General features: G+C 61.0%; 21 protein-coding genes. 11 read left to right on the top strand and 10 right to left on the bottom strand.

Annotated features, from left to right (window positions below; all coding sequences use genetic code 11):
* Positions 1 to 73: 73 nt before the first annotated feature.
* Genes I2I05_RS06605 through I2I05_RS06595 form a run of 3 tightly spaced genes read right to left on the bottom strand, consistent with a single transcriptional unit; the run spans position 74 to position 2,667 of the window.
* Positions 74 to 673: an SAM-dependent methyltransferase gene (locus I2I05_RS06605; RefSeq protein ID WP_196281424.1), complete on the bottom strand. Its 600-nt coding sequence runs from the start codon at positions 671 to 673 to the stop codon at positions 74 to 76.
* Positions 670 to 1,428 (bottom strand): PIG-L deacetylase family protein, encoded by a 759-nt coding sequence (locus I2I05_RS06600; RefSeq protein WP_196281423.1) that lies wholly within the window; start codon positions 1,426 to 1,428, stop codon positions 670 to 672. The genes I2I05_RS06605 and I2I05_RS06600 overlap by 4 nt, the downstream gene beginning before the upstream one ends.
* A gap of 21 nt (positions 1,429 to 1,449) precedes the next feature.
* A complete protein-coding gene (locus I2I05_RS06595; RefSeq protein ID WP_196281422.1) occupies positions 1,450 to 2,667 on the bottom strand; it encodes an acyl-CoA dehydrogenase family protein in 1,218 nt (405 codons plus the stop codon).
* A gap of 186 nt (positions 2,668 to 2,853) precedes the next feature.
* Here I2I05_RS06595 and purH point away from each other — a divergent pair, with 186 nt between their 5' ends.
* The 6 genes from purH (at position 2,854) to I2I05_RS06565 (ending at position 10,187) form a co-directional block, all read left to right on the top strand.
* Positions 2,854 to 4,389, top strand: a complete 1,536-nt coding sequence (gene purH / locus I2I05_RS06590) for a bifunctional phosphoribosylaminoimidazolecarboxamide formyltransferase/IMP cyclohydrolase (protein WP_196281421.1) — start codon at positions 2,854 to 2,856, stop codon at positions 4,387 to 4,389.
* A 304-nt stretch (positions 4,390 to 4,693) separates the two neighbouring features.
* On the top strand, positions 4,694 to 5,719 hold the full coding sequence (locus I2I05_RS06585; protein ID WP_196281420.1) for a rod shape-determining protein: 1,026 nt from the start codon (positions 4,694 to 4,696) through the stop codon (positions 5,717 to 5,719).
* Between the two features lie 149 nt (positions 5,720 to 5,868).
* The gene (mreC, locus tag I2I05_RS06580) at positions 5,869 to 6,807 is read left to right on the top strand and encodes a rod shape-determining protein MreC (RefSeq protein ID WP_196281419.1); all 939 of its coding nucleotides are present in this window, start codon (positions 5,869 to 5,871) and stop codon (positions 6,805 to 6,807) included.
* On the top strand, positions 6,804 to 7,331 hold the full coding sequence (locus I2I05_RS06575; protein WP_196281418.1) for a hypothetical protein: 528 nt from the start codon (positions 6,804 to 6,806) through the stop codon (positions 7,329 to 7,331). The genes mreC and I2I05_RS06575 overlap by 4 nt, the downstream gene beginning before the upstream one ends.
* Positions 7,332 to 7,489: 158 nt before the next feature.
* Positions 7,490 to 9,346, top strand: coding sequence for a penicillin-binding protein 2 (mrdA, locus tag I2I05_RS06570; RefSeq protein WP_196281417.1), 1,857 nt, complete (start codon positions 7,490 to 7,492; stop codon positions 9,344 to 9,346).
* A gap of 124 nt (positions 9,347 to 9,470) precedes the next feature.
* Positions 9,471 to 10,187, top strand: a complete 717-nt coding sequence (locus I2I05_RS06565) for a 3-ketoacyl-ACP reductase (protein WP_196281416.1) — start codon at positions 9,471 to 9,473, stop codon at positions 10,185 to 10,187.
* 87 nt (positions 10,188 to 10,274) lie between these two features.
* On the opposite strand, the gene I2I05_RS06560 is transcribed toward I2I05_RS06565, so the two are convergent.
* Positions 10,275 to 11,675, bottom strand: a complete 1,401-nt coding sequence (locus I2I05_RS06560; protein WP_196281415.1) for an NADH-quinone oxidoreductase subunit N — start codon at positions 11,673 to 11,675, stop codon at positions 10,275 to 10,277.
* A gap of 164 nt (positions 11,676 to 11,839) precedes the next feature.
* Entirely contained in the window at positions 11,840 to 13,306 is a 1,467-nt protein-coding gene (locus I2I05_RS06555; protein WP_196281414.1) for a complex I subunit 4 family protein, read from the bottom strand.
* A 212-nt stretch (positions 13,307 to 13,518) separates the two neighbouring features.
* Between I2I05_RS06555 and I2I05_RS06550 the strand changes: the two genes are divergently transcribed.
* Positions 13,519 to 13,908, top strand: coding sequence for a VOC family protein (locus I2I05_RS06550; protein ID WP_196281413.1), 390 nt, complete (start codon positions 13,519 to 13,521; stop codon positions 13,906 to 13,908).
* Between the two features lie 18 nt (positions 13,909 to 13,926).
* Positions 13,927 to 14,802 (top strand): glutamate--tRNA ligase family protein, encoded by an 876-nt coding sequence (locus tag I2I05_RS06545; protein ID WP_196281412.1) that lies wholly within the window; start codon positions 13,927 to 13,929, stop codon positions 14,800 to 14,802.
* A gap of 103 nt (positions 14,803 to 14,905) precedes the next feature.
* Here the strand turns inward: I2I05_RS06545 and nfi are convergent, their stop codons facing one another.
* Positions 14,906 to 15,595 carry a deoxyribonuclease V gene (nfi, locus tag I2I05_RS06540; RefSeq protein ID WP_196281411.1) on the bottom strand — a complete coding sequence of 230 codons (690 nt, stop codon included), beginning with the start codon at positions 15,593 to 15,595 and terminating at the stop codon, positions 14,906 to 14,908.
* 132 nt (positions 15,596 to 15,727) lie between these two features.
* Here nfi and I2I05_RS06535 point away from each other — a divergent pair, with 132 nt between their 5' ends.
* Positions 15,728 to 16,309, top strand: a complete 582-nt coding sequence (locus tag I2I05_RS06535; RefSeq protein WP_317192324.1) for a DUF1990 family protein — start codon at positions 15,728 to 15,730, stop codon at positions 16,307 to 16,309.
* A complete protein-coding gene (locus I2I05_RS06530) occupies positions 16,302 to 17,003 on the top strand; it encodes a DUF1990 family protein (RefSeq protein WP_196281409.1) in 702 nt (233 codons plus the stop codon). Before I2I05_RS06535 ends, I2I05_RS06530 begins: the two co-directional genes overlap by 8 nt.
* A gap of 47 nt (positions 17,004 to 17,050) precedes the next feature.
* Here the strand turns inward: I2I05_RS06530 and I2I05_RS06525 are convergent, their stop codons facing one another.
* Entirely contained in the window at positions 17,051 to 17,356 is a 306-nt protein-coding gene (locus I2I05_RS06525; protein ID WP_196281408.1) for a DUF3817 domain-containing protein, read from the bottom strand.
* Between the two features lie 174 nt (positions 17,357 to 17,530).
* Between I2I05_RS06525 and I2I05_RS06520 the strand changes: the two genes are divergently transcribed.
* Positions 17,531 to 18,580, top strand: coding sequence for an NAD(P)-dependent alcohol dehydrogenase (locus I2I05_RS06520; RefSeq protein ID WP_196281407.1), 1,050 nt, complete (start codon positions 17,531 to 17,533; stop codon positions 18,578 to 18,580).
* 81 nt (positions 18,581 to 18,661) lie between these two features.
* On the opposite strand, the gene I2I05_RS06515 is transcribed toward I2I05_RS06520, so the two are convergent.
* From I2I05_RS06515 to I2I05_RS06505, 3 genes are all read right to left on the bottom strand, one after another.
* Positions 18,662 to 21,229: a T9SS type A sorting domain-containing protein gene (locus I2I05_RS06515; protein WP_196281406.1), complete on the bottom strand. Its 2,568-nt coding sequence runs from the start codon at positions 21,227 to 21,229 to the stop codon at positions 18,662 to 18,664.
* A 231-nt stretch (positions 21,230 to 21,460) separates the two neighbouring features.
* Complete coding sequence (locus tag I2I05_RS06510) at positions 21,461 to 23,566, bottom strand: T9SS type A sorting domain-containing protein (protein WP_196281405.1); 2,106 nt, start codon at positions 23,564 to 23,566, stop codon at positions 21,461 to 21,463.
* A 207-nt stretch (positions 23,567 to 23,773) separates the two neighbouring features.
* Positions 23,774 to 24,610, bottom strand: coding sequence for a ribonuclease H-like domain-containing protein (locus tag I2I05_RS06505; RefSeq protein ID WP_230688183.1), 837 nt, complete (start codon positions 24,608 to 24,610; stop codon positions 23,774 to 23,776).
* Positions 24,611 to 24,747: the final 137 nt, after the last annotated feature.

Here is a 24,747-nt window from a genome sequence, read left to right as displayed (position 1 = left end):
GGCTGCCAAGTCAACAAAGCTACCCAGCAGATTTGGTTCTGCTTCACCAGATTGCGCTTCGGCAAAGACCTGACTACGCCCGCTTTTCCAATAGGTCGAGCCGGTAGGTTTCGTGCTGCTGCCCGGCAAGGTGGCGCAAGTCGCCCGCTTCCCCGGCTCGGGCAAGAAAGTATTCGTGCACGTCGTCGCCCGTCAGGGGATAGTCGTGCACCGGGGGCGTCCAGTGCACCAGCAGGAGCTGGCCGCCGGGCCGCAGCCGGGCCAGGAGTAGGTCAGCGGCGAGTGCCAAGTCCGCCGCCGACCAGTAGTAGCCCACTTCCGACACCAGAATCAGGTCGAACTGCTGGTCGGTGAGTTCTTCGGGTACCTGCATGCGCTGCACCGTTACGTGCGGCAATCTGGCGCAGCGCTGCCGGGCCTGCGCCAGGGCCGCTTCGCTCACATCGACGGCCAGCAGCTGCCCACAGCGCCGGGCCAGTTGAGCTGTCAACACTCCCAGCGAACAGCCAATTTCAAACGCTTCCGGGTAATGCTCACGGGGCAATGCCGCTAAGGTAGCCGCGTACTTTTCGCGTTCGTAGGGACTGCTTTCAAAACCCCACGGGTCGCGGTTGGCTTGATACACTTGGTCGAAATACTCCGGTGGCAGGGTGTTGGGCTGGTTCTCATTCATGACGGGAGGGCTTCAAAAAAGACTTCGTATGGACTGCTAAAGTGCGCCAGCATCTCGGCCGAGAGCAGAAATCCGCCCGGGTCATCCGTGAAAACCCCAGGCGTTACCTGCGAACGGTGAGCCGCAATGGCTCGTTGCTTCTGCGCCACCACGGCCCCGATATCCAGCCGAAACCCGGTTACCTTATCCGCGTCCGTAGGCAAATCAGCCGGGGCCGCCCGTTCCCAGGCCCACACCACGTATTCTAGCAGCCGCGGCGCGGTCGCCATGCCAGCCAAGGCCGCTTGCACGAGTTGGCTCGTGGCGCGGTGGTCGGGGTGCGGGTCGCGCCGCCAAGGCACCACCACGGTAGCGGCCTGGTATTGCTCCAGAAATTCTCGCAGTTGGGTCGCTGCTTCTGCAAAACTAGGTTCTTCGGCTGACGCAGGTACTCGACCGTCGGGCAAGCCCAGCAGGAGTGGCTCCTGGGCATCAGTGCCAAGGATGGATAGGGCGTGCCGAAACTCGGCTTCCCGCACCGCCCGCCGGGCCGGGCCGGAAAACAATTGGGAGGCCGGGTGCGACATGCTGCCGTCACTCACCAGCACTGCGGCCACGGGCATTGCCGCATGATGGAACAGTGCCATAAGCCCGCCACAGCCCAAGGCTTCGTCGTCAGGGTGCGGGGCGATGACCACTGTGGCGCCCAGACTGGCCACAAAGCTGGCGTCACGAATAGGATAGGCGGAAAAAGGAAGCGCGGTTTCAGACGACATGAGCAACGGGAGTCCCCAACCTTAGGCTACGAAATTCTTGCCGTCGAGTACAAACCGGCCGACATCGGCCAGCGCGCCATCGGGCGCGGGCTGACGCAGGTAGTGCGTTAGGTCGCGGTGCAGGCGCTCGAAGGGGAGGGGCTCAAGCAGGCCGCGGGCGCCCACGCAGCGCTCGGCCTTTTGCAGCATGTCGAGGCAGATGGTTTCAATGGCCGTGCGCGTCATGTTGGCGTAGGCCACGGTAGCTTCGGCTCCTTCATCGGTGGCCGCACCGAGGCGGCTGGCATGTTCGGCCGCGCCGCGTAGCCACTGGCGGCCACTTTCCAGGGAAAGGGCCATTTCGCCCAGACGCTGGCGTTGGTAAGGGTCGTCGGTGCGGCCCAGGCCGCGCAGGAAGCCCCGGGTTTCCTCAAACACCGCTTCGGCACCGCCCAGCTGCACGGCGGCAAACCGGATGGCCCCGCCGCTGAACGCGGGCTGCCGATAATAGGCATTGGGTTGCCCAATCAGGTCTTCGGGTTCCAATTCCAGCCCGGTCAGGTCGGCCCGGAAGCTGGCCGACGCCCGCATGCCCAGCGGCCGCCAAAAAGAAGCATCCAGCACCGGCGGCTGCGCATCGGCGGGCAGTACAAACAGCTGCCAACCCTGCCCGTCCGGCAACGCGCCCGTGATGAGGGGCCGCGCCACGTGGCCCGCACCGGAGGCAAAGGTTTTGGCGCCGCGCAGGCGGTAGCGGCCGTTGGGCAAGGCTTCCAGGTGCATGCCTTCGGCCGGATTCTCGGTATTCCAGACGCCGAACAGGTGCCCGGCGCGGGCATCGGCCGCGTAGCGCGCTACCTGTGCAGTGGTGCCGAGCTGTTGAATAAGCTGCAAAGCATTAAAATGGCCTTCGTACACCCGGCCCACGGCCAGGTTGCCGCGCCCGATGTTTTGCAAGGTTTTCAGCAGCGAATGCGTGGCGGCCGGGGTGTGCAGCTCGGCCCCGCCCAGCTTGGCGGGCAGGCCGGCCGTGAGCAGGCCCGCCGCGCGCAGCCAGTCAAATTCCTGGGTTGGAAACGCGCCGACGACATCGGTTTCGCCGGCTTGGGCAAATAGCCGGGGCGCCAGCTTGGCCGCCGCCGCTTCGGCTTGCGCGGGACTGGCCAAAGGACGGGGCGGAGCCGATGAAACCGCTAAATCAGTCGGCTCGGCGGCGGCCCAAGGCTCGGCATTAGTGGAGAGAAATAAGGCGGCCGACATAGACTTGCGGAACTGACGAGGTGGAATCAAGCTATACACTAAAACCCCCTCTATTGTTCAGTTTGGGCAGAACCGGCGCCATTGTTTTCCCAAAGCCACAATTCCGTAAGGTTTTGCCTAGGTCCCCGCCGGGTCGGGGCCGTACCTTCGCGGCGGCAATGGTGCCCTGCTTACTCGCCCTCTTTTATGTCGTCACGCCCTATTCGCGCCGCGTTGCTTTCCGTGTATCATAAAGACCGGCTGGCGCCCCTGGTGCAGGTGCTGCGGCAGCACGGCGTCACGCTGTACTCCACCGGCGGCACCCAGAAGTTCCTCGAAGACGAAGGCGCCGAAGTAACCGCCGTGGAAGACCTGACCGGCTTCCCCGAGGTCTTTGGCGGCCGCGTAAAAACCCTCCACCCCAAGGTATTCGGCGGCATTCTGCACCGCCGGCACGACGAGGGCGACCTCGCCCAGGCCGAGCAGCACGGCATTCCGCCCATCGACCTCGTAGTAGTGGACTTGTACCCCTTCGAAGAAACCGTGGCCAGCGGCGCCGAAGAAGCCGACGTCATCGAGAAAATCGACATCGGCGGCATTTCGTTGCTGCGCGCCGCCGCCAAAAACTACCGCGACGTGCTGGTTATCAGCAGCCGCGACCAGTACGAAGCCGTGGCCGAGCTGCTGACCACCAAAAACGGCAGCACCGACCTCGAAGACCGCCGCCACTACGCTGCCGCCGCCTTCGCCACCACCTCGCACTACGACACCGAGATTTTCGGCTACCTCAGCCAAGGCACCGCCGTGGCCGGCACGGCCCTGCGCCTAAGTGCCCAGCCCGCCACGCCCCTGCGCTACGGCGAAAACCCCCACCAGGCCGGCACGTTCTACGGCGACCTCACGGCGCTATTCGACCAGCTGCACGGCAAGCAGCTCAGCTACAATAATTTGGTGGACGTAGACGCCGCCGTGGCGCTGATGGCCGAATTTGCCGACAGCCAGCCCGCCTGCGCCATCCTCAAGCACACCAATGCCTGCGGCGTGGCCCAGGCCGCCACTCTTCGCGACGCGTATGTGAATGCCTTGAGCTGCGACCCGACCTCGGCGTTTGGCGGCGTTATCATTGTCAATAAGGAAGTGGATGCGGCTACCGCGGCCGAATTGAACCAGCTGTTTTTTGAAGTGCTGATTGCGCCCAGCTTCGCTGCGGATGCGCTGCCCGTGCTCCAAAGCAAGAAAAACCGCATTTTACTCCTGCAAAAGCCCGTGCAATTCCCGGCCAAGCAGGTCAAGACCTTGCTCAACGGCATCATCGAGCAGGATGCCGACCGCCAGAGCGAAGGCCCGGCCGATTTCCGCACCGTCACCCAGTCGGCGCCCACCGATGCGGAAACGGCTGCCCTCGAATTCGCCGGCAAAATCTGCAAGCACACCAAGAGCAACACCATCGTGCTGGCCCGCGCCGGCCAGCTGCTGGCCTCGGGCATGGGCCAAACCTCCCGCGTCGATGCTCTGCGCCAAGCCATCGAGAAGGCCCGCGCCTTCGGCTTCGACCTGCACGGCGCCGTGATGGCCTCCGATGCCTTCTTCCCTTTTCCCGACTGCGTGGAAATTGCCGGCGCCGCTGGCATCCGCGCCGTGGTGCAGCCCGGCGGCTCCATCAAGGACGCCGACAGCATCCGGGCCTGCGACGAGCTGGGCATGGCCATGGTGCTGACCGGCGTGCGCCACTTCAAGCACTAAGTAGAACCAGGGATTGCCAGGCCGAGGCAGAACGGCTCAGCTTGGAACTCCAAATTATCAAAAGCCCCGGTGCTGCTTAGTGTCGGGGCTTTTTATTATTCAAAATAAAATACAGGACTTTTCGGAGCCGGCTACAATGAAAAGCCGGGCGGCTGCGTTTGGCTTGGTTGCGCGGGCAAAGCCGAGCTGGCTTCTTCCTAAAATGCCATAAATCCATTCGTCGGGCCCGCCAAAACCTTCCGTACCTTTGCCCATTATTTTGCCCGGGCTAACGCCGGGGCTTCGCCTTATTGCAGCTAACTCAATGGGTTTCTTTAATTTCCTGACCAGCGACATAGCCATTGACCTGGGTACGGCTAATACGCTCATCATTCACAACGACAAAATCGTGGTGGATGAGCCGAGCATCATCGCCAAAGACCGCACCACCAATAAAGTCATCGCCGTGGGCCGCCAGGCCCAGCAGATGCACGAGAAAACGCACGACAACATCCGCACCATCCGGCCGCTGAAGGACGGGGTAATTGCCGATTTCCACGCCGCCGAGGAAATGATAAAGGGCATGATTAAAATGATTGACACGCGGAACCGGCTGTTTCAGCCCTCGCACCGCATGGTCATCTGCATCCCGTCGGGCATCACCGAAGTAGAAAAGCGCGCCGTGCGGGACTCCGCCGAGCACGCCGGGGCCAAAGAAGTCTGGATGATTCAGGAGCCGATGGCCGCGGCCATCGGCATCGGCATCGACGTGCAGCAGCCGGTGGGCTCGATGATTATCGACATCGGAGGCGGCACGACGGAGATTGCCGTTATCGCCTTGTCGGGCATCGTGTGCGACCAGTCCATCAAAACGGCCGGCGACGTCTTCAACCAGGACATTCTGGACTACATGCGCCGCCAGCACAACCTGCTCATCGGCGAGCGTTCGGCTGAGCGCATCAAAATTGAAGTAGGCGCGGCCCTTACCGAACTCGACGTGCCGCCGCCCGACCACGAAGTGCGCGGCCGCGACCTGATGACGGGCATTCCGAAAGTAATTAAAGTAACCTTCTCGGAAATTGCCATTGCCCTCGATAAATCAGTGGCCAAAATCGAAGAAGCCGTACTGAAAGCGCTGGAAATTTCCCCGCCCGAATTGTCGGCTGACATTTACGAAAACGGCATTCATCTCACCGGCGGCGGCGCCCTGCTGCGCGGCCTCGACAAGCGCTTGGCCGCCAAAACCAAACTGCCGATTCACATTGCCGAGGACCCACTGCGCGCCGTAGTGCGCGGCACCGGCAAAGCCATTAAGGACATCCAAGCATTTAAAGGCGTGTTGCTGACGTAATTTTTAGTACGAAGAAAAAACGTCATGCTGAGCGAAGTCGAAGCATCTCTACCGAGTTAGTAATCATTTACTACTGCGGGAGAGATGCTTCGGCTACGCTCAGCATGACGTTCTACTAACAGACGCTTTCCGATAATTAATTAAACCCCGTGCGGAATTTATTTCTATTTCTATTTCGCTTCCGCGGGGCGTTGGTATTTGGCTTGTTGGAAATAATTAGCCTGTATTTATTTATTACCAATAATTCGTACCAGCGGGCGGCGTTTTTTAATTCGGCTAATAAATACGCCGGCGTGGTATTGGAGCGCCGCACCCAGATTGCGGACTATTTCCATTTGGCCGAAATGAACCAGCAATTAGCGGTGGAAAATGCCAGCTTGCGCCAGCAGCTTTACCCGCCCGATTCGGTGGGTCGCGAAGCGGATTCGGTGGCCCTGCCTCCGGTCCGCACCGATTCGTTGAAGCGAATTCGGTACCAGCGGCCCGCCGCCCGGCCGGATACCATACTGCTCGGCCAGCAGCCCATTGCGGCCCGCGACCCGAGTTATCCACTTATTCCGGCCCGGGTTATCAACAATATGCTCCGTAATGTGGATAACTACCTCACGTTGAACGTGGGCAGCGCCAACGGCGTGCGTCCTGGCTTGGGCGTGATTGCGGCCAACGGTGTGGTGGGCCGCGTGAAGGTGGTGAGCGAGCATTACGCCACGGTCACCAGCTTGCTGAATTCTAAAACCAGCGTGGCTTCGAAAATCAAGCGCGACGGTACCTTCGGGACCATCCGCTGGCTGGGCGATGACCCCACCCACGCCATTCTCGACAACGTGCTGCGCGAAACCCGGTTGGTGAAAGGCGATACGGTGGTGACGTCGGGGTACAACGCGGTATTTCCAGAGGGCGTGTTCATCGGGACCATCGATTCTTTTGTCAAGGAACCCGACAAAAATTTCTGGACGGTGCGGGTGAAACTGGGAGTCAATTTTGCTAATCTTACCTACGTATACGTCGTGACCAGCCAGCCCAAAGCCGAGCGCGACACCGTAGAAGCCCGCGCGGGCGTGCCACGGGAAGGAGCCCCCCGCCCATGAGTGGATTACGGTTTTTGCTCGTCCAGATATTACGCTTCGCCCTCTACGCCGGCGTGCACGTGCTGCTGATTAGCCGGCTGGTGCTCTTCGATTTGGGCTGGTGCTTTTTCTACCTGGGCTTTCTGCTGTTTTTGCCTATTGGCACGCCCATCGTGGTGCAGTTGGTGCTGTCCTTTGCCATGGGGCTCACCATTGATATTTTTTATGACACGGGCGGGTTGCACGCCGCGGCAGCGGTGCTGCTGGGCTTTTTGCGGCCGTGGGTGCTGCGGCTGCTCACGCCGCGCGATGGCTACGACAGCGCCGATTCGGTGAACGTGCACCAAATGGGCTGGCAGTGGTTCAGCGTGTACATGGCGCTGCTCGTGATGATGCACCACGCGGCGTTTTTCCTGCTGGAGCTGGGTAGTTTCCGGCACCTAGGCCTCACGATGGGAAAAATGTTGGTCAGCGCACTCTTTACCACCCTCGCGCTGTTGATTGTGCAGTTACTGTTCTTCCCCGTGCGCCGTGGACGGAATTGAGGATAAGCAGACAGTCTCAGGCAGCGGGTTGCAAAAAAACGTCATGCAGAGCGGAGCGAAGCATCTCGCGTAACACCACTAGTTACTCCGAGCGAGATGCTTCGCTCCGCTCTGCATGACGGTTGATGCGACGGTTTAATAATTATTGGAAGTAGACAATGCAATACCTGGAAGGCCGCAAATACGTCGTGCAAGGCATATTTCTCGTGGTGGCCCTCATTTTTCTGACCCGGCTGTTTTTCATGCAGGTGCTCGATGGCACGTATAAGTTAGCGGCCGATAAAAATACCCTGCAGCGCCTGGTGCAAACGCCGTATAGGGGGTTGATTTACGACCGAAAAAATGAGCTGCTGGTGCAGAATACGCCCGTGTACGACCTGATGGTAGTGCCCCGCGAAGTGCAGCAGCTCGACTCGGCCCGCTTTTGCGAATTGCTGCAAATTCCGCTTGAAGACTTGCGCAGCAGCCTGCGGGCGGCCAAAAAATACTCCCGCAACAAGCCGTCGCCGGTGGTACAGAACCTGACCACGCCGGATTTGGCCGCTATTTCGGATAGGCTGAGCGACTTTCCGGGCTTTCGCATTCAGGCGCGCATGGCGCGGGCCTACCGCACACCCAACCTGGCGCACGCCCTGGGCTACGTGGGCGCCATCACGCCCGCCTTCCTCGAAAAACCGAAATACGCCAAGTACCGCCCCGGCGAAAACGTGGGCATTTCGGGCCTGGAGTCCTATTACGAGGAAACGCTGATGGGCCGGCGCGGCGTGCAGTACAAAATGGTGAACGTGCGCGGCATCGAAAAAGGCAAGTTTCGGGATGGGGAATTCGATACGTTGTCGGTGGCGGGGCAGGACTTGCACCTGAGCATCGACGCTGAGTTGCAGGCCTACGGAGAGCAGCTGCTGGCCGGGCGGCGCGGTTCCATCGTGGCCATCGACCCCAAAACGGGCGAAATTCTGGCCTTTGTATCGGCCCCGCATTATGACCCGAAACTTCTCTCGGGCAAAGGCTCGGGCAACCGCTACATGGCCTTGCTGAACGACCCCAACCGGCCGCTGTTCGACCGGCCCCTGATGGCCACGTACCCGCCAGGCTCGGTGTTTAAGCTGGTGAATGAGCTGGTGGCGCTGCAATTGGGCGTGGTGACGCCCTACACGCCGTTTGAGTGCAACCAGCGGCTGGTGCGCTGCACGCACCGCCACGAGCGGCCCAGCAACGTGAGCATTGCCATCAAGCAAAGCTGCAACCCGTATTTCTACCAAGTGCTGCAGGCGGCAGTGGTGCGCGGCCAGGCGCCCAACAAGTACGACGACGCCCGTATTGGCCTGGGGCAGTGGCAGAAAATGGTGAAGTCGTTCGGCCTCGGCGAAAAACTGGGTGTGGACATGAGCCAGGAAAAGCGCGGCCTTATTCCGTCGCCGGAATTCTACGACAAGAAGTTCTTCAACAAAAAAGAAAACCGCCAGCACCGTTGGAGCTACCGCAACGTGTATTCGCTGAGCATCGGGCAGGGCGAAATCGGCATCACGGGTCTGCAAATGGCCAACGTGCTGGCCACCATCGCCAACCGCGGCTGGTACTACACGCCGCATTTTGTGCGCAGCATCGGCAACGGCGGGCCGCTGCCGCAGTACCGCGAGCGGCACTACACGGCCGTCGATACCACGTTGTTTAAGCACATCATCCCCGGCATGATGCAGGTGGTGGACGGCAACGGTGGCACCGGCAACCTGGCCTCATTGGCCCAATTTGGCATTTCGGTGGCTGGCAAAACCGGCACTGTGCAAAACCCCCACGGCTTCGACCACGCCACGTTCGCCGGCTTTGCGCCTGTCAATAATCCCCAGATTGCCATCTCCGTGTTTATTGAAAACAGCGGTTTTGGCGGTACCAGCGCCGCCCCAGCCGCTGGCCTCATGATTGAAAAGTACCTGCGCGGCAAAGTGGCGCCCCACCGCAAAAACTGGGAGAACTGGGTGATGTACGGCGACTTCACCAAGCACCTGAAGAATTAAATGCGAACTGGACGGCAGTCAAGCAGCGAGGTGTTGTGTCTTAGTTGTTGTTTTTCGCCCCCGCTAACATTTCCTGCGTATTGAAGTTGTAGAGCCTCTTTCGTTCTCTTCAATTTTACTATTTATGGAATCTCTGCAAGGAAAAGTCGCCCTGGTAACCGGTGCCGGCAAAGGCATTGGCCGCGCCGTGGCGCTCGCCCTCGCCGCCGAAGGCGTGCAAGTGGGCCTTCTGGCCCGTACCGATAGCGACTTGCAAGTACTCGCCGCCGAAATCATTGCCGCCGGGGGCACCGCCGCCACGGCCGTAGCCGACGTAGCCGACCGCACCGCCGTAAACGTGGCCGTGGCCAAAATTCACAAGGAACTCGGCCCGATTAATATCCTTATCAACAACGCCGGCATTGGTCACTTCGCGAAGTTTTTGGAGATGGAGCCCGAGCAGTGGGAGCACATAATCCAGGTGAATGTGCTGGGCACTTACTACGTGACCCGCGCCGTGCTGCCGGACATGATTTCGCGCCAAACCGGTGATATCATCAATATTTCCTCCACCTCCGGCCAACGCGCCGCGGCCGGTAGCAGTGCCTACAGCGCTTCAAAGTTTGCCGTGCTCGGCCTTACCGAGGCGCTGATGCAGGAGGTGCGCAAGCACAACATCCGCGTGTCGGCGCTCACACCCAGCACTGTGGCTACGCCACTGGCGCTGGAAAACAAACTCACCGATGGCAACCCCGAAAAGGTGATGCAGCCCGAGGATTTGGCCGAGTTCATCGTTTCGCAATTGAAATTGAACCGCCGTATCTTCATCAAAGAAGCCGGCATGTGGTCGACGAATCCGTAATCTGAAAAACCCGCTTAAACGCAAAGAGTCCCCGCTGCTTGAAGTAGCGAGGACTCTTTGCGTTTAAGCGGTTGAGATGAGCCCGGCCTACAGAATGCCGCTCAGGAAGCCAGGAACAATGCCGAGCACGATGCTCAACAGCGCCAGCAGCGCCAGCGTTGCGGTCTGGATGCCATCGACGGGCACCGGCGTGGCGCCTTCTTCAGCAGGGCGCAGGTACATGGCAATGAGGGGGCGCAGGTAGTAGTACAAACCCACCATGCTCATTATCACGGCAAATACCACGAGGCCAATGTAGCCCTGCCCAGCCGCGGCGGCCAGCAGGAAAAACTTACCGAAGAAGCCGCCCGTGAGCGGAATGCCGGCCAGCGAGAGCATGGCCACCGTCATGCTGAAAGCTAGCAGCGGGTTGGTTTTGCCGAGGCCGTTGAGGGCGGCGTAGTCGTCGCGCTGGCGGTGGTCGGCCACCAGTTTCAGCACCCCGAAGGCGGCAATGGTGGCGATGGAATAAGCCAGAGAGTAAAAGAAAATGCCGCTGGCGGCATCGCCGGTGAGATTGCCCCGGCTGGCCACGAGGCCGATGAGCAGGTAGCCGGCGTGGCTCACGCTGGAATAAGCCAGCATGCGTTTGGTGCTGGTTTGAACGGCGGCGCCCACGTTGCCCAGCAGCAGCGTGAGGGCGCACATGGCCTGAATGGTAGGCAGCCAGAAGCCCTGGGCACCGGGCAGGGCCACGGCCAAGAGCTTGAGGAAGGCGGCAAAACCGGCCGTCTTCACCACGGTGCTCATGAAAGCGGTGAAGAAGGTGGGCGTGCCTTCGTACACATCAGGCGTCCAGAAATGGAAGGGCGCGGCCGAAACCTTGAAGCCGATACCGATAATCATCATCAAAATGCCGATGTATAGCATCGGCTGCAGGCTGGCATTCTCGGGCGCGGCCACTGCGCCGGCCAGGTCCGAAAGCACGAAGGTGCCGGTAGCTCCATAAAGCAGCGCAATGCCGAAGAGCAGAATCCCCGTAGCAAAGGCGCCCATGAGGAAGTATTTCAGAGCGGCCTCGTTGCTGCGCGAATCGCGCTTGCTAGAGCCCGCCAACACGTACATGCTGATGCTCAGGATTTCGATGCCCACGAAAAGCATGATGAGGTGGTTGTAGCCAATCATCATCACGGCGCCCACTAGCGAGAAAAGCAGCAGGGCGTAGTATTCGGCCAGGTTGGTTTCGCCGGCCACCACGTAGCTGCGCGAGAAGGGCAGCAGCACAATGGTCGTGAGCACCACGATGCCCGTGAAGGCCACCGTGTAGTTGTCCACCACCAGCATGTTGTTGAAATACGGCGCGTGCACCACGTTCCAGTCGGCCAAGTTGGCCCCGAACACAGCCAGCAAGAGCAGCATGGCGCCGGGCAGCAGCACCTTGTTCGAGCGCATGAAGCCCATGAACAGGTTGAGGATGCCGAAGATGGAGAGAAGAATGATGGAGGTCATGGGCTTACTGGGAGTCGGAACAACAGCGAGAAACTGTCATCCTGAGCTTGCGAAGGACCTTATCAAGGCCGCTCCGTTGAATTACTACTTCAAATCTGTGTGAGCTTGATAAGGTCCTTCGCAAGCTCAAGATGACAGGCGTTGGACCGGTCATCCACTAAAAACTACCGCCCAACCAGTGACAGAAGATTAATCACCGCTGGCTCCGAGATGTGCAGAAATGAATTCGGGAACAGGCCCAGCCAGAACACCAGCGCGATGAGTGGCACGAGTATCAACAGCTCGCTACCGGTGAGGTCGGTGATGGTTTCAGAGAATGCGGAATCGGGGCCGAGCATCACGCGCTGAAACATGCGCAACAGGTACACGGCTGAGAAAATGATGGTGAGACCGGCCACGGCGCCTACCCAGGCATTGTATTGGTACACGCCGGCCAGCAGCAGGAATTCGCCCACGAAGCCGCCGGTGAGGGGCAGGGCCACGGTGCTGAGCAGCATCACCAGAAAGCACACCGACAGGATGGGCGTGCGGCGGGTAAGGCCGCCCAAATCCGGGATGTAGCGGGTGCCGGTGCGGCGCTCAATGGCATCGGCCACGAAGAACATGCCCACTACGTTTACGCCGTGGGCCAGCATTTGAATGACAACGCCCTGCAGGCCAATTTGGGTGAGCGAGAACACGCCGGCCGCCATCAGGCCCACGTGGGAGAGCGACGAATAGGCAATGAGCCGCTTCAAATCGCGCTGCCGGATGGCGATAATGGCCCCGTAGATAATGCCGATGACGGAGAGAATGACGACCAGAAAGCCCCACTGGCTCACGCCCAGCGGCAGGACCGGCAGCAACCAGCGCATGGTGCCGTAAATGCCCATTTTCAGCATGATGCCCGAGAGCAGCATGGTGGCCGGGGCGGGCGCCTCGGTGTAGGTGTCGGGCTGCCAGGTGTGGAAGGGGAAGATGGGCATTTTCACGGCGAAGGCCGCGAAAATCAGCCAGAACAGCCACGACTGCTCGGCCGCGCTCAGCTTAAGGCTGTAGAACGCCGACAGCTCCGAAGAGTGCTGGGCTAGTGAACCAGCGGCGGGTCCGGTTTGCAGGTAGAGGTACACGAAGCCGGCCAGCATCAGCAGCGAGCCCACTACGGTGTAGAGGAAAAACTTGAGGGTGACGGCCACACGGCGCTCGCCGCCCCAGGCGCCAGCCAGGAAGTAAATCGGAATCAGGGCGACTTCCCAGAAGAAGTAAAACAGGAAGGCATCGAGCGACATGAACACGCCAAGCAAGCCCGTTTGCATGAACAGCACCAGCGCGTAGAAGGTCGAGGGATTGTCGTACTTATGCTTGAATGCCGACAGCAGTATCAGCGGCACTAGGAACGTGGTGAGGAGGACCAACAGCAAGCTCAAGCCATCGAGGCCGAGGTGGAAGTTGATGCCGGCCGAGGAAATCCAGGCGTAGTTGAGGTTGAAGGCCACCGTGCCGGTGGCTTTGAAGGCGAAAGCGGCATACACCGCCAAACCAAATTCGAGAAGCGAAGCGCCCAGGGCCAGGGCACGGGCGGCGGCTCCCTTGATGAATAGCAGCAGCAAAGCGGCAGCTAGCGGGAGGAAAAGCAGTACAGCAGTCAGCATGAACGAGCGGGTTGGGCGCGTTGCGGGGCAGGAGAACCGCCTCGCAAATTGACCGCAAACTTACGCACGGACCGGTAAGGCTCCGCTGTATTCCTTGAACTTCTGCCGTTGGAATGCTTTTCAGGGGGTTGGCGGGACTCAATAGCCAATAGAACGTGTCCTTTTGGTGTGAGCGTTTAGGTTTGTACCACCTTCTTCCTTGTTTCATTCCGATGTCTCCAATTCTGCGTGTGGCCCGGCCCACCGATGATTTACCAGCCGTAGTTCATTTTTACTGCCAGGGTCTGGGGCTGCAGCGCCTAAGTTCCTTTTCCGGGCACAACGGCTTTGACGGCGTAATGCTGGGTCATCCGGCTTGGCCCTACCACTTTGAATTTACGCACCAAGTTGGCCATCGCGTGGGGCGGGCCACTACGGCCGACAATTTGTTGGTATTCTATTTCCCCGATGCCTTAGACTGGCAAGCCGGCGTACAACGAATGGTGGACAGCGGCTATTCACCCGTGCGTTCCTATAATCCCTATTGGGACGAGCATGGCCGCACCTTCGAAGACCCCGATGGATACCGGGTTGTCCTTCAGCAAAGTATATGGCCGTTGTAAAATGCTTTTTATTTGAAAATGACTGAGCAAGGCCGTGTCATCTCGCGGCTGGCGCCCACGCCCAGCGGCTACCTGCACCTGGGCAACGCCGTGAATTTTGTGCTCACCTGGCTGCTCACGCGGCAGGCCGGAGGCGTGCTGCACCTGCGCATCGACGACCTGGACCGCGCCCGCCTGCGGCCGGCGTACCTCGACAATATTTTTCGGGTAATCGACTGGCTGGGGCTCGACTATGACCAAGGCCCCACCGGGCCCGACGACTTCCTGCGCCACCATTCCCAACTCCTGCACTTGCCTGAGTACAATGCTGTATTGCGCCGCTTGGCGCAGCAACCCGGCCTCGTGCACGCCAGCCAGCGCACCCGAACCGGCGGCCCCGAAGCCCCCGTGTCGCTCGAAACTCCTGGCGCCGCCTGGCGGGCCCGGGTACCAGCGGATACCATCATATCAATTGCCGATGCCTGGCAGGGAAATGCCAACGTGCCGCTTGGCGCGCTGATGCCAGATTTTGTAGTGCGCAAAAAGGATGGCGTGGCGGCATACCAAGTAGCCTCGGTGGTGGACGACTTGCGCCTGGGAACCTCCTTGGTGGTGCGCGGCCTGGATTTGCAGCCCAGCACGGCCGCGCAGCTCTGGTTGGCCGGACAGCTCTCGGAAACGGCACCTTTTAACGCGGCGCGCATTCAGTTCTTCCACCATCCGCTAATGACGGATGCCGCGGGCCAGAAACTCTCCAAGTCGCAGCAGTTGCCGCTAGACGCTGGTGTGCTGGCGCAGGGTGGCGGGGCACAATTCGTTTATCAAGCGGTGGCGAAGCTATTGGGTGGCGTGCCCAGTGCCATTACCTCACTCGAGGAGTTAACGTCATTATTGCCTCAAATTCACTTGGTCTAAAATCTTGTCATGCTGAGCGGAGCATCTTATCAGGTTGAGGCGAATCGTTCCTCGGAGATAAGATGCTTCGCTCCGCTCAGCATGACAGATAAATAGGGTGAAATCACCGCACTTCTTTCTTGATTTGCTCGGCCCAATAATCGGCCAGGCGGGTGGGTTCCGGTAGTTTGTAGCCGCGCAGGCAGGCTAGGGTGAGGCGGGTGGCAGTGGCTTGGTCGCAGCGATGGCCGGGGCTCACGAACAGCGGCAGCACCTTGTCTTTGCTCCGAATAACCTGGCCAATCAATTCGCCGGTTCGGGCGTCGGTGAGGGGCATGATATTGCCGCGCTCGATGCCCGGCTCCTGGAAAGTGCCCGTCAATTTCTGTTTCGCCACGCCAAAAGTGGGCATGTCGAGCAACACGCCGAGGTGCGCGGCAATGCCCATGCGGCGCGGATGTGCAATGCCGTGCCCGTCCACCATAATCACATCGGGCTTATTTTCGAGCTTGGCGAAGGTGTGAATAACGTTGGGCGCTTCGCGAAAGGAAAGAAAGCCGGGCACGTAAGGCATATCCACCGGGCCGTAGTTGTATACCTTTTCCACCAACTCCAGGGAAGGGAATTTTAGCACCACGAACACCGACAGAATGGTATCGGGCGTGGGAAACGACGAATCGCAGCCCGCAATGAGGCGCGGCTCCTGCGCCAGGGGCTCGGCGCGCACGCGCAGGCGCATTTCGTGCTGCTGCTGGGTGAGGGACTGCACCAGAACGGGGTCGGGTGGGGGGCCGGGCGGGCGGTAGTAGGCCATCAGGAGGAGAACGGTATAAATATGAAGAATGCGGCGGGGCGAAATCCACCCGGCGCCGGCAAATGGCGTATACGGGAAAGTCGTGCTTGCTTCCGACGCATCCCTCCTCATTCGAAAATTATCCCTCTTCCCGTGGCCAATCCCCATCATGCTGAGCAGCCCGCCGCTACCGGTTCCGGGCCGTGGCTGGAACGTCGTTACTTCATTGACGTGGCCCGGCCGCGCCTCACGCCGTCCCAATTGATGGCCGAAGTCCAGGCCGACGTCGCCCGGTTTGCACCCGAACTGCTGGCCGATTTCCAGAAAAAAGAAGGCTCGGAAAACGGCCTGCGGGTAGGCGAAGAATTTGAAATTACCATCCTCGGCCCCTGGAATGGCTGCGTGCGCGTGACCGAAGTAGGCGCCACGTTCTTCGAATTTATTACCCTGGAAGGCCACCCGGAGGCGGGCCGCATTCATTTTGAGGCGCATTACCTAGACGAGTCGCCCGACGTGCTGCGGTTCGAAATCCGCTCGCGGGCCCGCTCCCGCGACGGGCTGGTGGCCTTCGCTTACAACACCACCGGCATCGGCAAGCGTGTGCAGGAAGCTACGTGGGTCGAGTTCTGCCGGCGCGTGGCGGCGGCCAGCGGCGGCCAGGCCCTGAGCGACGTGACCGTGGAAACCCACACCCAAAACGAAACCGGCTCCCATGACCACGAGCGCCATGCGTAGTCCTGCCGTGCCCGGCCCGGTCACCAGCGCCGCGCCGCCGCTGTGGGAGCAGCAGAAAGCCCGCCTCGAGACCTACGCCAACACCGAAGTCAACTACGATTTCAGCCGCCAGAGCGAGTACACCACCGAAACCGGCTGGCGCCTCGATGACTACGAAACCGACCTGCCGGCCGAAGCCCCTGGACCGCCCGCCGCGGCCGGCTCCTTCGCGGCGGCACAGGACGTGTTGCAGCGCTACGCCTTTCCGCCGCCCGACCTCATTACCGGCATTTTCTCACCCGATGGCCCGCTCGAAAAGCGCATCATGGTGCTGCGGGCGCAGTTCCTGTTCTTCAAATTCTACTTTGGCGTGCGGGTGAGCGGCGTGACCGACGAGGCCGCCCGCGACACCCCCAACGGCCCCGAGCGGGTGTGGGGCTACGGCTACCGCACCCTCGAAGGCCACTTCGAGCGCGGGCAGATTGATTTCACCATTCACAAAAACCTGAACACCGGCGCGGTGCAGTTTCGCATCCACGCCGTGTCGCAGTCCGGACAGATTCGCAACCCGTTCTATTGGATTGGTTTCAAGTTGTTTGGGCGGATGCTTCAGCGCAAGTTTGCCCGCGAATCGTTGAAGCGAATGCGAACCATGGTGGACGCGGCGCTGGCGCAGGGCACACCCGCTGCGCCCGTATCGGCTGCGGCTGTCTGAGTGGGCCTGTTCCCGAGGAATCTCAGCTTGCCTGCAAAAGGCTGTTTTTAGTGGAATAGGCGCCGGTCGGCCCAAAAGGTGCCGAACGGAAACACGGACGCCACCAGCGCCAGGGCCGTCTTGCCCAAGGACCACCGGTACTGAATGGCCACCTGAACGACCAGCAGCACGTATAGCACAAACAGCACGCCGTGCGCCATGCCCACGTAGCGCACCGCCGTGGGCTGCCCCGCCAGATACTTCAGCGGCATGGCAATGCCCAGCAATACCAACAACGAAACTCCTTCCAGAAAACCAATCAGCCGCAGGCGGCCCAGCGAGGTAAGAAACAAATGAGCGGGGGTAAGGGACATAGCGCAATGCGTAGGATACTGCCGCAAAGATACCCCGCGCTTTTGGCGCCTCCCCCGCAAACCTTCGCCAACCGGTGCGGTTAGCCCACTTCCTGCTTCTAGGTATTCAAGCCTTGCGCCAACGGTGCCGACTTGGTGCCAGCTCCTAATTCAACACTAATAATTTCTCTTACAATGCTTCCTACCAAAGCCTACGCGGCCCCGGCCGCCAGCGTGCCCCTCGCACCGTTCAATTTTGAGCGCCGCGACGTGGGCCCGCACGATGTGCTCATCGACATTCAATTCTGCGGCGTGTGCCACTCCGACCTGCACCAAGTGCGCGACGAGTGGGGCGGCTCCGTATTCCCGATGGTGCCGGGCCACGAAATCGTGGGCCGCATCACGCAAGTGGGCGACCACGTCAAAAACTTCAAAGTGGGCGATATGGCCGGCGTGGGCTGCATGGTCGACTCCTGCCGAACCTGCCCCAGCTGCCAGGAAGGCCTTGAGCAATACTGTGAAGTGGGCATGGTGGGCACCTACGGCGGCCGCGAAAAAGGCACCGGCCAGCCCACCTACGGCGGCTACTCCAACCAGATTGTGGTAGACGAGCAGTACACCCTGAAAGTATCCGACAAACTGGACCCGGCCCGCGTTGCTCCGCTGCTTTGCGCCGGCATCACCACCTACTCGCCCTTGCGGCAGTGGAACGTGGGCGCCGGCCACCGCGTGGGCGTGATGGGCCTCGGCGGCCTCGGCCACATGGCCGTGAAGCTGGCCGCGGCCATGGGCGCCGAAGTCACGGTGCTCAGCACCTCGCCCGGCAAGGAAGCCGATGCCAAAGCCCTGGGCGCCCACAAGTTTGTGGTAACCAAGGACGCCGCGCAGTTGAAAAGCGTGAGCAACTACTTTGACTTCATCATCAACACCGTATCGGCTCCGCTCGACTTGGGCCAGTACGTGGGCCTCTTGCGCCGCGATGGCACCATGATTCTGCTGGGCGTGCCACCCGAAGCGCCTCAGCTGCACGCGTTTCTGCTCATCGGGAAGCGCCGCCGCATTGCGGGCTCGCTCATCGGCGGCATTGCCGAAACCCAGGAAATGCTAGACTTCTGCGCCGAGCACAACATTATGTCCGACATCGAGCTGATTGACATCAAGGACATCAACGAAGCTTATGAGCGCATGCTGAAAGGCGACGTGAAGTATCGTTTCGTAATTGACCTGGCCACGCTGAACAACTGAGACAGCCCCTTGCATAAGTAACCACAACGCCGACTTTCCACTAGGAAAGCCGGCGTTGTCTTATCCGGCGCGTTCGTGCGGCTACTGCGGCGGCGCTACGGCAATACGCTGCTGGCTGGTGCCAGCGGCTGTGGAGATGCGAAGCACATAGATGCCCGGGGCCAGCCCGGCTACCGACACGCCAGCTCCTACCTGCGCCGGCAGCCAGCGCCGTATCACCCGGCCCTGCAGGTCGGTGAGGGTGAGCGGGCCCGTGGGGGGGGCAGACAGGCGTAGCTGCAGCCAGCCATGCGTTGGGTTGGGAAATGCCTCAACCAGGGGAGGAGTAGCGGCTCCGCGCGTAGCCAAGACTGTGTTGATGAGGCGGGCCAGCCCGAAGCGCGGCTGGCCGGCTACGCTGGTGAAGTCGCCGCTGAGTATCATGGCATTGGTGCCCGGCTGCAGACAAACCGCCGTTGCCGCGGGCGAGAACGATTCATTCCCGACCACTACGGGCTGAAAAGTCGGGTCGAGGCTGCCGGTGGCGGTGAAGCGAGCTAGGCGTTGGGTTTGCGCCGTGGCGCCGGGGCCTACTACCGTCAGCTTACCATCGGGCTGCTCGGCGAAAGTCGAAGCGGCGTTGGCCGCCGTGAAGTTCGCGTCGGGGGTGCCGTTTGGCAGCAGCCGGAGCAGGCCAAAGGGCGCGGCATGGCCATTGAAAGAGGTGAAATCGCCGTTAACCAGAATTTTACCCCCGGCTAAGGGCAAGATGTTGAACAACGAGTTTGGGCCGCCCCCCGTGCCAATCGAAAAGGTATTGTCGACGGTGCCGTTTAGGCTAAGGCGTGCTATGTAGCTGCGGGTGGCATCGTTCCACAGCACCAAGGTCTGGCCATTGGCCAAGCCCAGGGGCTGCCGGAAGCCGGCCGTATTGCCGGTGCCCACTGTTGGCACCTGCCACACGGCGGAAGTCGGCGGCGCAAACTGCGTGTTCAGCGTGCCATCGGCCTGCAAGCGGGCCAGCATTTTCCGAGGCTGGCCATTCACCCGATAGAAGTCGCCAGCCACCAGCAGGCCGCCGCCCGGATGCACCGCGACGCTGGCCCCCAGCAATGGATACTGGTATTTCCACTGCAGAACCGTTGCGGCAAAAGCCGGGTCGAAAGTGCCATCGGCCAGGATGCGGCGCACCACCACGGTACTGTCGGTGTTTTGATACGTGGCGTAGAACGTGCCGTCGGCCTGCGGGAAGGCGGTATAAGAATATTCGCCACCATTGGGGCGGGGAGAGCCGGGCGGAAGTGTTAGCGGCGAGTTGTAGGTGCCGTTGGCGTTGATGCGGTGAAAGTTCAGAAAGCTCTGGCTGCTCACGTCCCGCCCGTTAAAGAAGGTGGTTTGGGGGGCACTCAGCACGAGCTGGCCGTTGTTTTGCGGCGTAATCTTGGCATTGGCGATGGTCTCCAGCAGTAGGGAATAGGTGGCGTCGGCCGTTCCATTAGGCAGCAGGCGCGCTAAGCCGCTGTTGCTCACCCCGCCAAAATCGGTGAAAAAGCCAGCGGCCAGGTAGTTGCCATTGGTGAGCTCTACAACATTCATGATGGCGTAAGCACCGCCATTGGTCGCAAAAGTGGCATCGACCGTGCCGGCCGGGCTCAACCGGGCCAGGCCATTTCGGTTGAGCCCGCCAAAAACGTTGAACGCACCCGAAACCAGCACACTGCCATCGGCCCGCAGGCCGAGGCCCAGGACCGCGCCGCTGAACGAAACGCTGGAAAAAGCGGGGTCGAGGGCGCCGGTTGGCAGCAGGCGGGCCACCATGCTGGCTCCGTTGGCAGGTCCCATCAGCGTGTTGCCTCCGACGAGGATTTTGCCGTCGGGCTGCCGCAGCATGTCGGATACTAAGGCATTGTCGACGAGGGGCGAAGCAAACGAAGCATCGCGGGCACCGGTGGGCATGAGGCGGACGATGGCCGTGCTAGCCTGCCCGTCCACCTTATCAAATTGCCCGGCCGCCACAATGTGGCCATCGGGCTGCACGATGATTCTTCGCACTTCGCCATAGGACCTCGTCGAATTAACAAAGCCGCTGCCAGTCGAGAAGCTGGCGTCGGGCCGGCCATCGGGCAGCAGCCGAATGAGGCCCTTGGTAGGCTGGCCGTTGAACTGGGCGCGCAGCTCGCCGCCCACCAGGATGTGGCCATCTGCCTGCACGGCAATGCTGCTGATGGCGCCGTTCAGCCAGCCGGTGCCGCCCGAGCCGAACGAGGTATCCAGGCTGCCATTGGCATTAAGCCGCAGAAGGCTCTGGGCGGGCGCGCCGTTGTAACTGGTCAGGTAATGTTCGGCGCCGAGCAGAATCTTGCCGTCGGGCTGCAGCGCCAGCGCCGTAATGTTGCCGTTGGGGCCGCTGCCGGCCTGGGCCCGAAATGTCAGGTCGGGGCTGCCGTCGGCATTGAGCCGCGCCACCCGCGGCGAAGCCTGCCCGTTCATCAGCTGAAAACTTCCGGAAATGAGCACCTTGCCGTCGGGCTGCTTGAGGGCGGCGAAGATGCCGTTGCCAGGGCCCGTGAGCGTGCTGGGCGCAAAGCTGGGGTCCAGCTGCTGGGCGGCGCACTGCCAGCCGGCCCAGCACCACAGAGTCGTTACCAAAAGGGTGTAGAAAAGGCGCATACCTGGGCAGATTTCGTTATAGTGTTTGTCGCCAAAGGTAAAGGCCATACTTGGGCGCGGGGCGCGCTGCTCCAACTTTATTTCAACAGGGTTGAGGCTCCGCTCGGTTTGGGCCAGTCCGAGGGCCGGCGCCGCATCGGCCCTCGATAGGCGCGCCATCGCGGAGCGGTGGCAAACGCAAAAAGCCCCGGGCAGGGCACGGGGCTTTTTTCTGAGCGTCGTAAATGCGCCTCATTGCTCTTTTGATAACCGCAGGTGCCGGGTTTGGCCGTTGTGGTAGCGTACCTGCACCACGTAGAGGCCGGGGGATAAGCCTTGCAGTTCCGCGAGTTGCAGGCTGGAGGTGCCCGCGGGCAGCGTCGGCTGCGAACGGCGCACTCGGCGGCCCACTTCGTCGAGCAAGCTCACCGTGGCCGGGCCGGCGGCGGTGGTTTGCAGGTCGAGGGTGACGGTGGAAGCAAATGGATTGGGGTAGGCCCGCAGCGCCACTGCCGCGGGCGCGCCGAAGGCGACGGATTTCGGACCGTAGAAATACTCTTGGCCGTCGAGGTCGATTTGCCGCAAGCGGTAATAGCGTACGCCGGGCTTGTTGGCCTCGGCATCGCGGTACTGGTAGGTGCGAGCGGAGCTGCTGTTTGGCGTGGCGGAGGGCATAAAGGCCAGCTTGCGGAAGGTGGTGCCATCGTCGGAGGCCTGGACGTCGAAGCCCTGGCTGTTGGTTTCCTGGGCGGTGGCCCAGGTCAGGACAGCATCCGGGCCCTGGGCCACGGCGGTAAAGTGAGTCAGCGTCACTGGCAGCGGCACGGTGCGGTCGCCGAGGGTGAAAACGGCCGCTAGCGTGCCAGGAATATTGCGGCGTATGAGCACATTGCTGGCCACGGTGGTGGCCGACAGGTTCTGGAACGGCGTTCCGCCCGTAAGCGAACGGAACAAGACCAGGTTGCTTTCCAGAATGCCGTTCAGCTCCCCGGTCAGATAGCGAAAGCCCAGGGTGAAGTCCAGGTTGTCGGGGTTGGCGGGCGTGAAGGCGAAGCTCCGTTTGACGCTGACGCTGTTGCCCGCGCCGTTGTACACGAAGCCGGTGAGGCGCGTGACCAGCGTAGTGCCCGGGCTGCCGCCTTCCGCCATCAGGCTGATGCCGATGTTGCCGAAGGAATTGGTTTCGAAGCGCTCAAGCCGGCGGTCGGGGGCGCGCAGGATGCCCAGCACGTAATTGTCCTCGTTTTCGCCCTCTACCTGCGCACTGGTGCCCAAGTCGACGTTGTAGAGAATGGAATTGTCGGTGCGGGTGACGAGGACGCCGCCCGGCTCGGCAAACGTGAGGCGGTTGGTGACTTCCATGCGGTTGGTGAGGGTTTTGGTGCCCCCGCCCTGGATTCGGATGCTGCGAAAGACGGCTCCGTCGAAGGTTTGGGTGCCGCCGGCCAGTGTAAATACGCCGCCGGTTTGCCCAAAACCACCGTGCGGGTCTTGGAAGTCGCCAAACACGCGCAACTCCCCGCCTTGCAGAAAATTGCGCGCTCCCATCACCCCGTTGTTGCCCTCAATGCGCAGGGTCCGGACTTGGGCCACGCCGCTGCGGATGGTGGGGTAGCGCCCGCCTTGGAAGTAGCCAACGGTGACGTCAGTAGTCGCGGTAGGCACTGTGCCCGTCGACCAGTTGGAGGCCGTGAACCAGTTGTCGTTGGTGGTGCCCAGCCACTGCACCGGCACGCTGCCGGTCACGTCGAAGGTAGTGGTGTAGGTGGTGTTGTTTCGGGCGCGGTCGAAAATGTCGTAGTCGGCGGCGCCGTTACCGGCTATCACGGTGCCCTGGAAGTACAGCTCCAGCACGTAGCGGCCGGGGCCGCTGGTGGCGGCCAGCAGGTTGGGGCTGGTGGTGGTGTTGGTCCACCGCTTGTTGTTGAGGCTGCCATCAGCGCCGGCCGCTTGAAATTCCAGGTTCAGCGGCACAAACGTTCCAGGGGCATCATTTTCCGCGTACACCCGGTAGAATAATTGCACCGATTGCACGTCGTCCCCGTTGGTATTGAAGGTGTTGGCTTCGGCGCCCAGCCGCAACTGTCCCGACCCACGGTCGAAGCTGCCAATGTTGCGCAGCCCGCTAAATGGCCGCGGGCAGGCCGGGCCATTGCACGGCGTCGTTATGGTGTAGTAAGTCGTTCCGTTGATGATGACGAAGTCTTTGTAGAAGCCCGCGTCGGCCGCAGCCGGCTGGGCAAACCCCGTGAGCAGGCAGAAAAGTAGCCCGGTGGTGGGCACGGCTTTCTGGGTCCAGAATATCCGCAGCACCTGTAGGCAGGGCACGAATAAATGCAAGTATAAGATATTCTGCATGGCTTTTAATATATAAAATAGTAGGACGGAGGACTACTAAATATACGAAAAAAGCCCCGAATTTGGGCAGGTTAATTCAATGTAAAAGTGGTTAAATCATATTAAATGCTCGTGGGTGTTATTACAAAACTCGCAGTCAGGCCCACAGAAAGGACCACCCACCGGGCGGCCCTTTCTATGTAAAAAGAAGAGGGTGCTAACGACGCTTTAAACCGCCGCAATGCGCATCAGGGGCACCGCGGGCCAGGGCATGTGCGTGAGCTGCACTTCGGGCCACAGCGCTTGCTGGCCGAGGTAGTGCAGAAACACACGAGCCGTGGTGATGACGTCCTTCTCGCAGTAGGTGACGATGCGCTTGAGGTCTTTTTCCGTCCAGTACGTGTGGCCTACCTGCGAGCCGTCGATATCGTCTTTGGGTGAGGGAATGCCGAATACGCCGGCCAGCAGGGCCAGGGAAATGGTGCCCTTGAAGTCCCCGAATTTCCAAAGGTCCATGGTGTCGAGCAGGTGGGGTAAGTCCCAGCCTTTGTAGCCCGCAATGTCGAGCATGGTCGGAATGGCCTGTCCGCAAATCAGCATGCGCCGGCCCAGGTAGCCGTAGTCGAACTCCCGGCCGTTATGGGCGCAGAGGTAATGGCCGATGCGTTTGGCGTCGTCGTGCTGCCGGGTGGTGGTGGCAGTGGGCAGCTTGGTGCCGTAGGGTTTGGCCTCGCCCAGGGCCCGGGCAAAGCCCCGTAGCACCTCGCACTCGTCGTCGCTGGCAAAGGACTTTACCTTGAACTCGAGCGTCTCGTCGGCGCGCTGGTAGAATTTGCCCACCGAGATGCACACAATCTTGCCGAACTCGGCGTAGAGGCCGCCGTTGGCAAACAGCTCTTCGTGCGACTGGCCGTCGGCCAGCTCGCGGGCGTGGCGCTTCTCGCAGAATTTCTTCCAGAGCGACTGGTGCGCCGCCGGCAGTTCGGCGTGGGTAGCGTGGCCGGGCACGGTTTCGATGTCAACAAAGAAAACGCGGGTCAGGTCAACGTTGCGGAGGATGTTCATGGCAGGGGCAGAGGAGAGCGGATATGAAGGTAGGGCCTGCGGTTCCCGCCGCGCAAATTCTCGGGCTTAAACACCGCCGATTCGCCGCCGGGCAGTTCCTTTGCCGGGTGGCCGTTGGCGGCGCACCCGGCCCGTGA

Source organism: Hymenobacter jeongseonensis, from assembly GCF_015694725.1.
GTDB classification, from domain to species: domain Bacteria; phylum Bacteroidota; class Bacteroidia; order Cytophagales; family Hymenobacteraceae; genus Hymenobacter; species Hymenobacter jeongseonensis.
The sequence above is the reverse complement of the archived record's forward strand: the minus strand, read 5'-3'. Positions and strand labels throughout refer to the sequence as shown.

Coding starts and splice junctions, on each gene's coding strand:
- I2I05_RS06605 (WP_196281424.1), bottom strand. CDS start 673: ATGAATGAGAACCAGCCCAACACCCTGCCACCGGAGTATTTCGACCAA.
- I2I05_RS06600 (WP_196281423.1), bottom strand. CDS start 1,428: ATGTCGTCTGAAACCGCGCTTCCTTTTTCCGCCTATCCTATTCGTGAC.
- I2I05_RS06595 (WP_196281422.1), bottom strand. CDS start 2,667: ATGTCGGCCGCCTTATTTCTCTCCACTAATGCCGAGCCTTGGGCCGCC.
- purH (WP_196281421.1), top strand. CDS start 2,854: ATGTCGTCACGCCCTATTCGCGCCGCGTTGCTTTCCGTGTATCATAAA.
- I2I05_RS06585 (WP_196281420.1), top strand. CDS start 4,694: ATGGGTTTCTTTAATTTCCTGACCAGCGACATAGCCATTGACCTGGGT.
- I2I05_RS06575 (WP_196281418.1), top strand. CDS start 6,804: ATGAGTGGATTACGGTTTTTGCTCGTCCAGATATTACGCTTCGCCCTC.
- mrdA (WP_196281417.1), top strand. CDS start 7,490: ATGCAATACCTGGAAGGCCGCAAATACGTCGTGCAAGGCATATTTCTC.
- I2I05_RS06565 (WP_196281416.1), top strand. CDS start 9,471: ATGGAATCTCTGCAAGGAAAAGTCGCCCTGGTAACCGGTGCCGGCAAA.
- I2I05_RS06560 (WP_196281415.1), bottom strand. CDS start 11,675: ATGACCTCCATCATTCTTCTCTCCATCTTCGGCATCCTCAACCTGTTC.
- I2I05_RS06555 (WP_196281414.1), bottom strand. CDS start 13,306: ATGCTGACTGCTGTACTGCTTTTCCTCCCGCTAGCTGCCGCTTTGCTG.
- I2I05_RS06550 (WP_196281413.1), top strand. CDS start 13,519: ATGTCTCCAATTCTGCGTGTGGCCCGGCCCACCGATGATTTACCAGCC.
- I2I05_RS06545 (WP_196281412.1), top strand. CDS start 13,927: ATGACTGAGCAAGGCCGTGTCATCTCGCGGCTGGCGCCCACGCCCAGC.
- nfi (WP_196281411.1), bottom strand. CDS start 15,595: ATGGCCTACTACCGCCCGCCCGGCCCCCCACCCGACCCCGTTCTGGTG.
- I2I05_RS06530 (WP_196281409.1), top strand. CDS start 16,302: ATGCGTAGTCCTGCCGTGCCCGGCCCGGTCACCAGCGCCGCGCCGCCG.
- I2I05_RS06525 (WP_196281408.1), bottom strand. CDS start 17,356: ATGTCCCTTACCCCCGCTCATTTGTTTCTTACCTCGCTGGGCCGCCTG.
- I2I05_RS06520 (WP_196281407.1), top strand. CDS start 17,531: ATGCTTCCTACCAAAGCCTACGCGGCCCCGGCCGCCAGCGTGCCCCTC.
- I2I05_RS06515 (WP_196281406.1), bottom strand. CDS start 21,229: ATGCGCCTTTTCTACACCCTTTTGGTAACGACTCTGTGGTGCTGGGCC.
- I2I05_RS06510 (WP_196281405.1), bottom strand. CDS start 23,566: ATGCAGAATATCTTATACTTGCATTTATTCGTGCCCTGCCTACAGGTG.
- I2I05_RS06505 (WP_230688183.1), bottom strand. CDS start 24,610: ATGAACATCCTCCGCAACGTTGACCTGACCCGCGTTTTCTTTGTTGAC.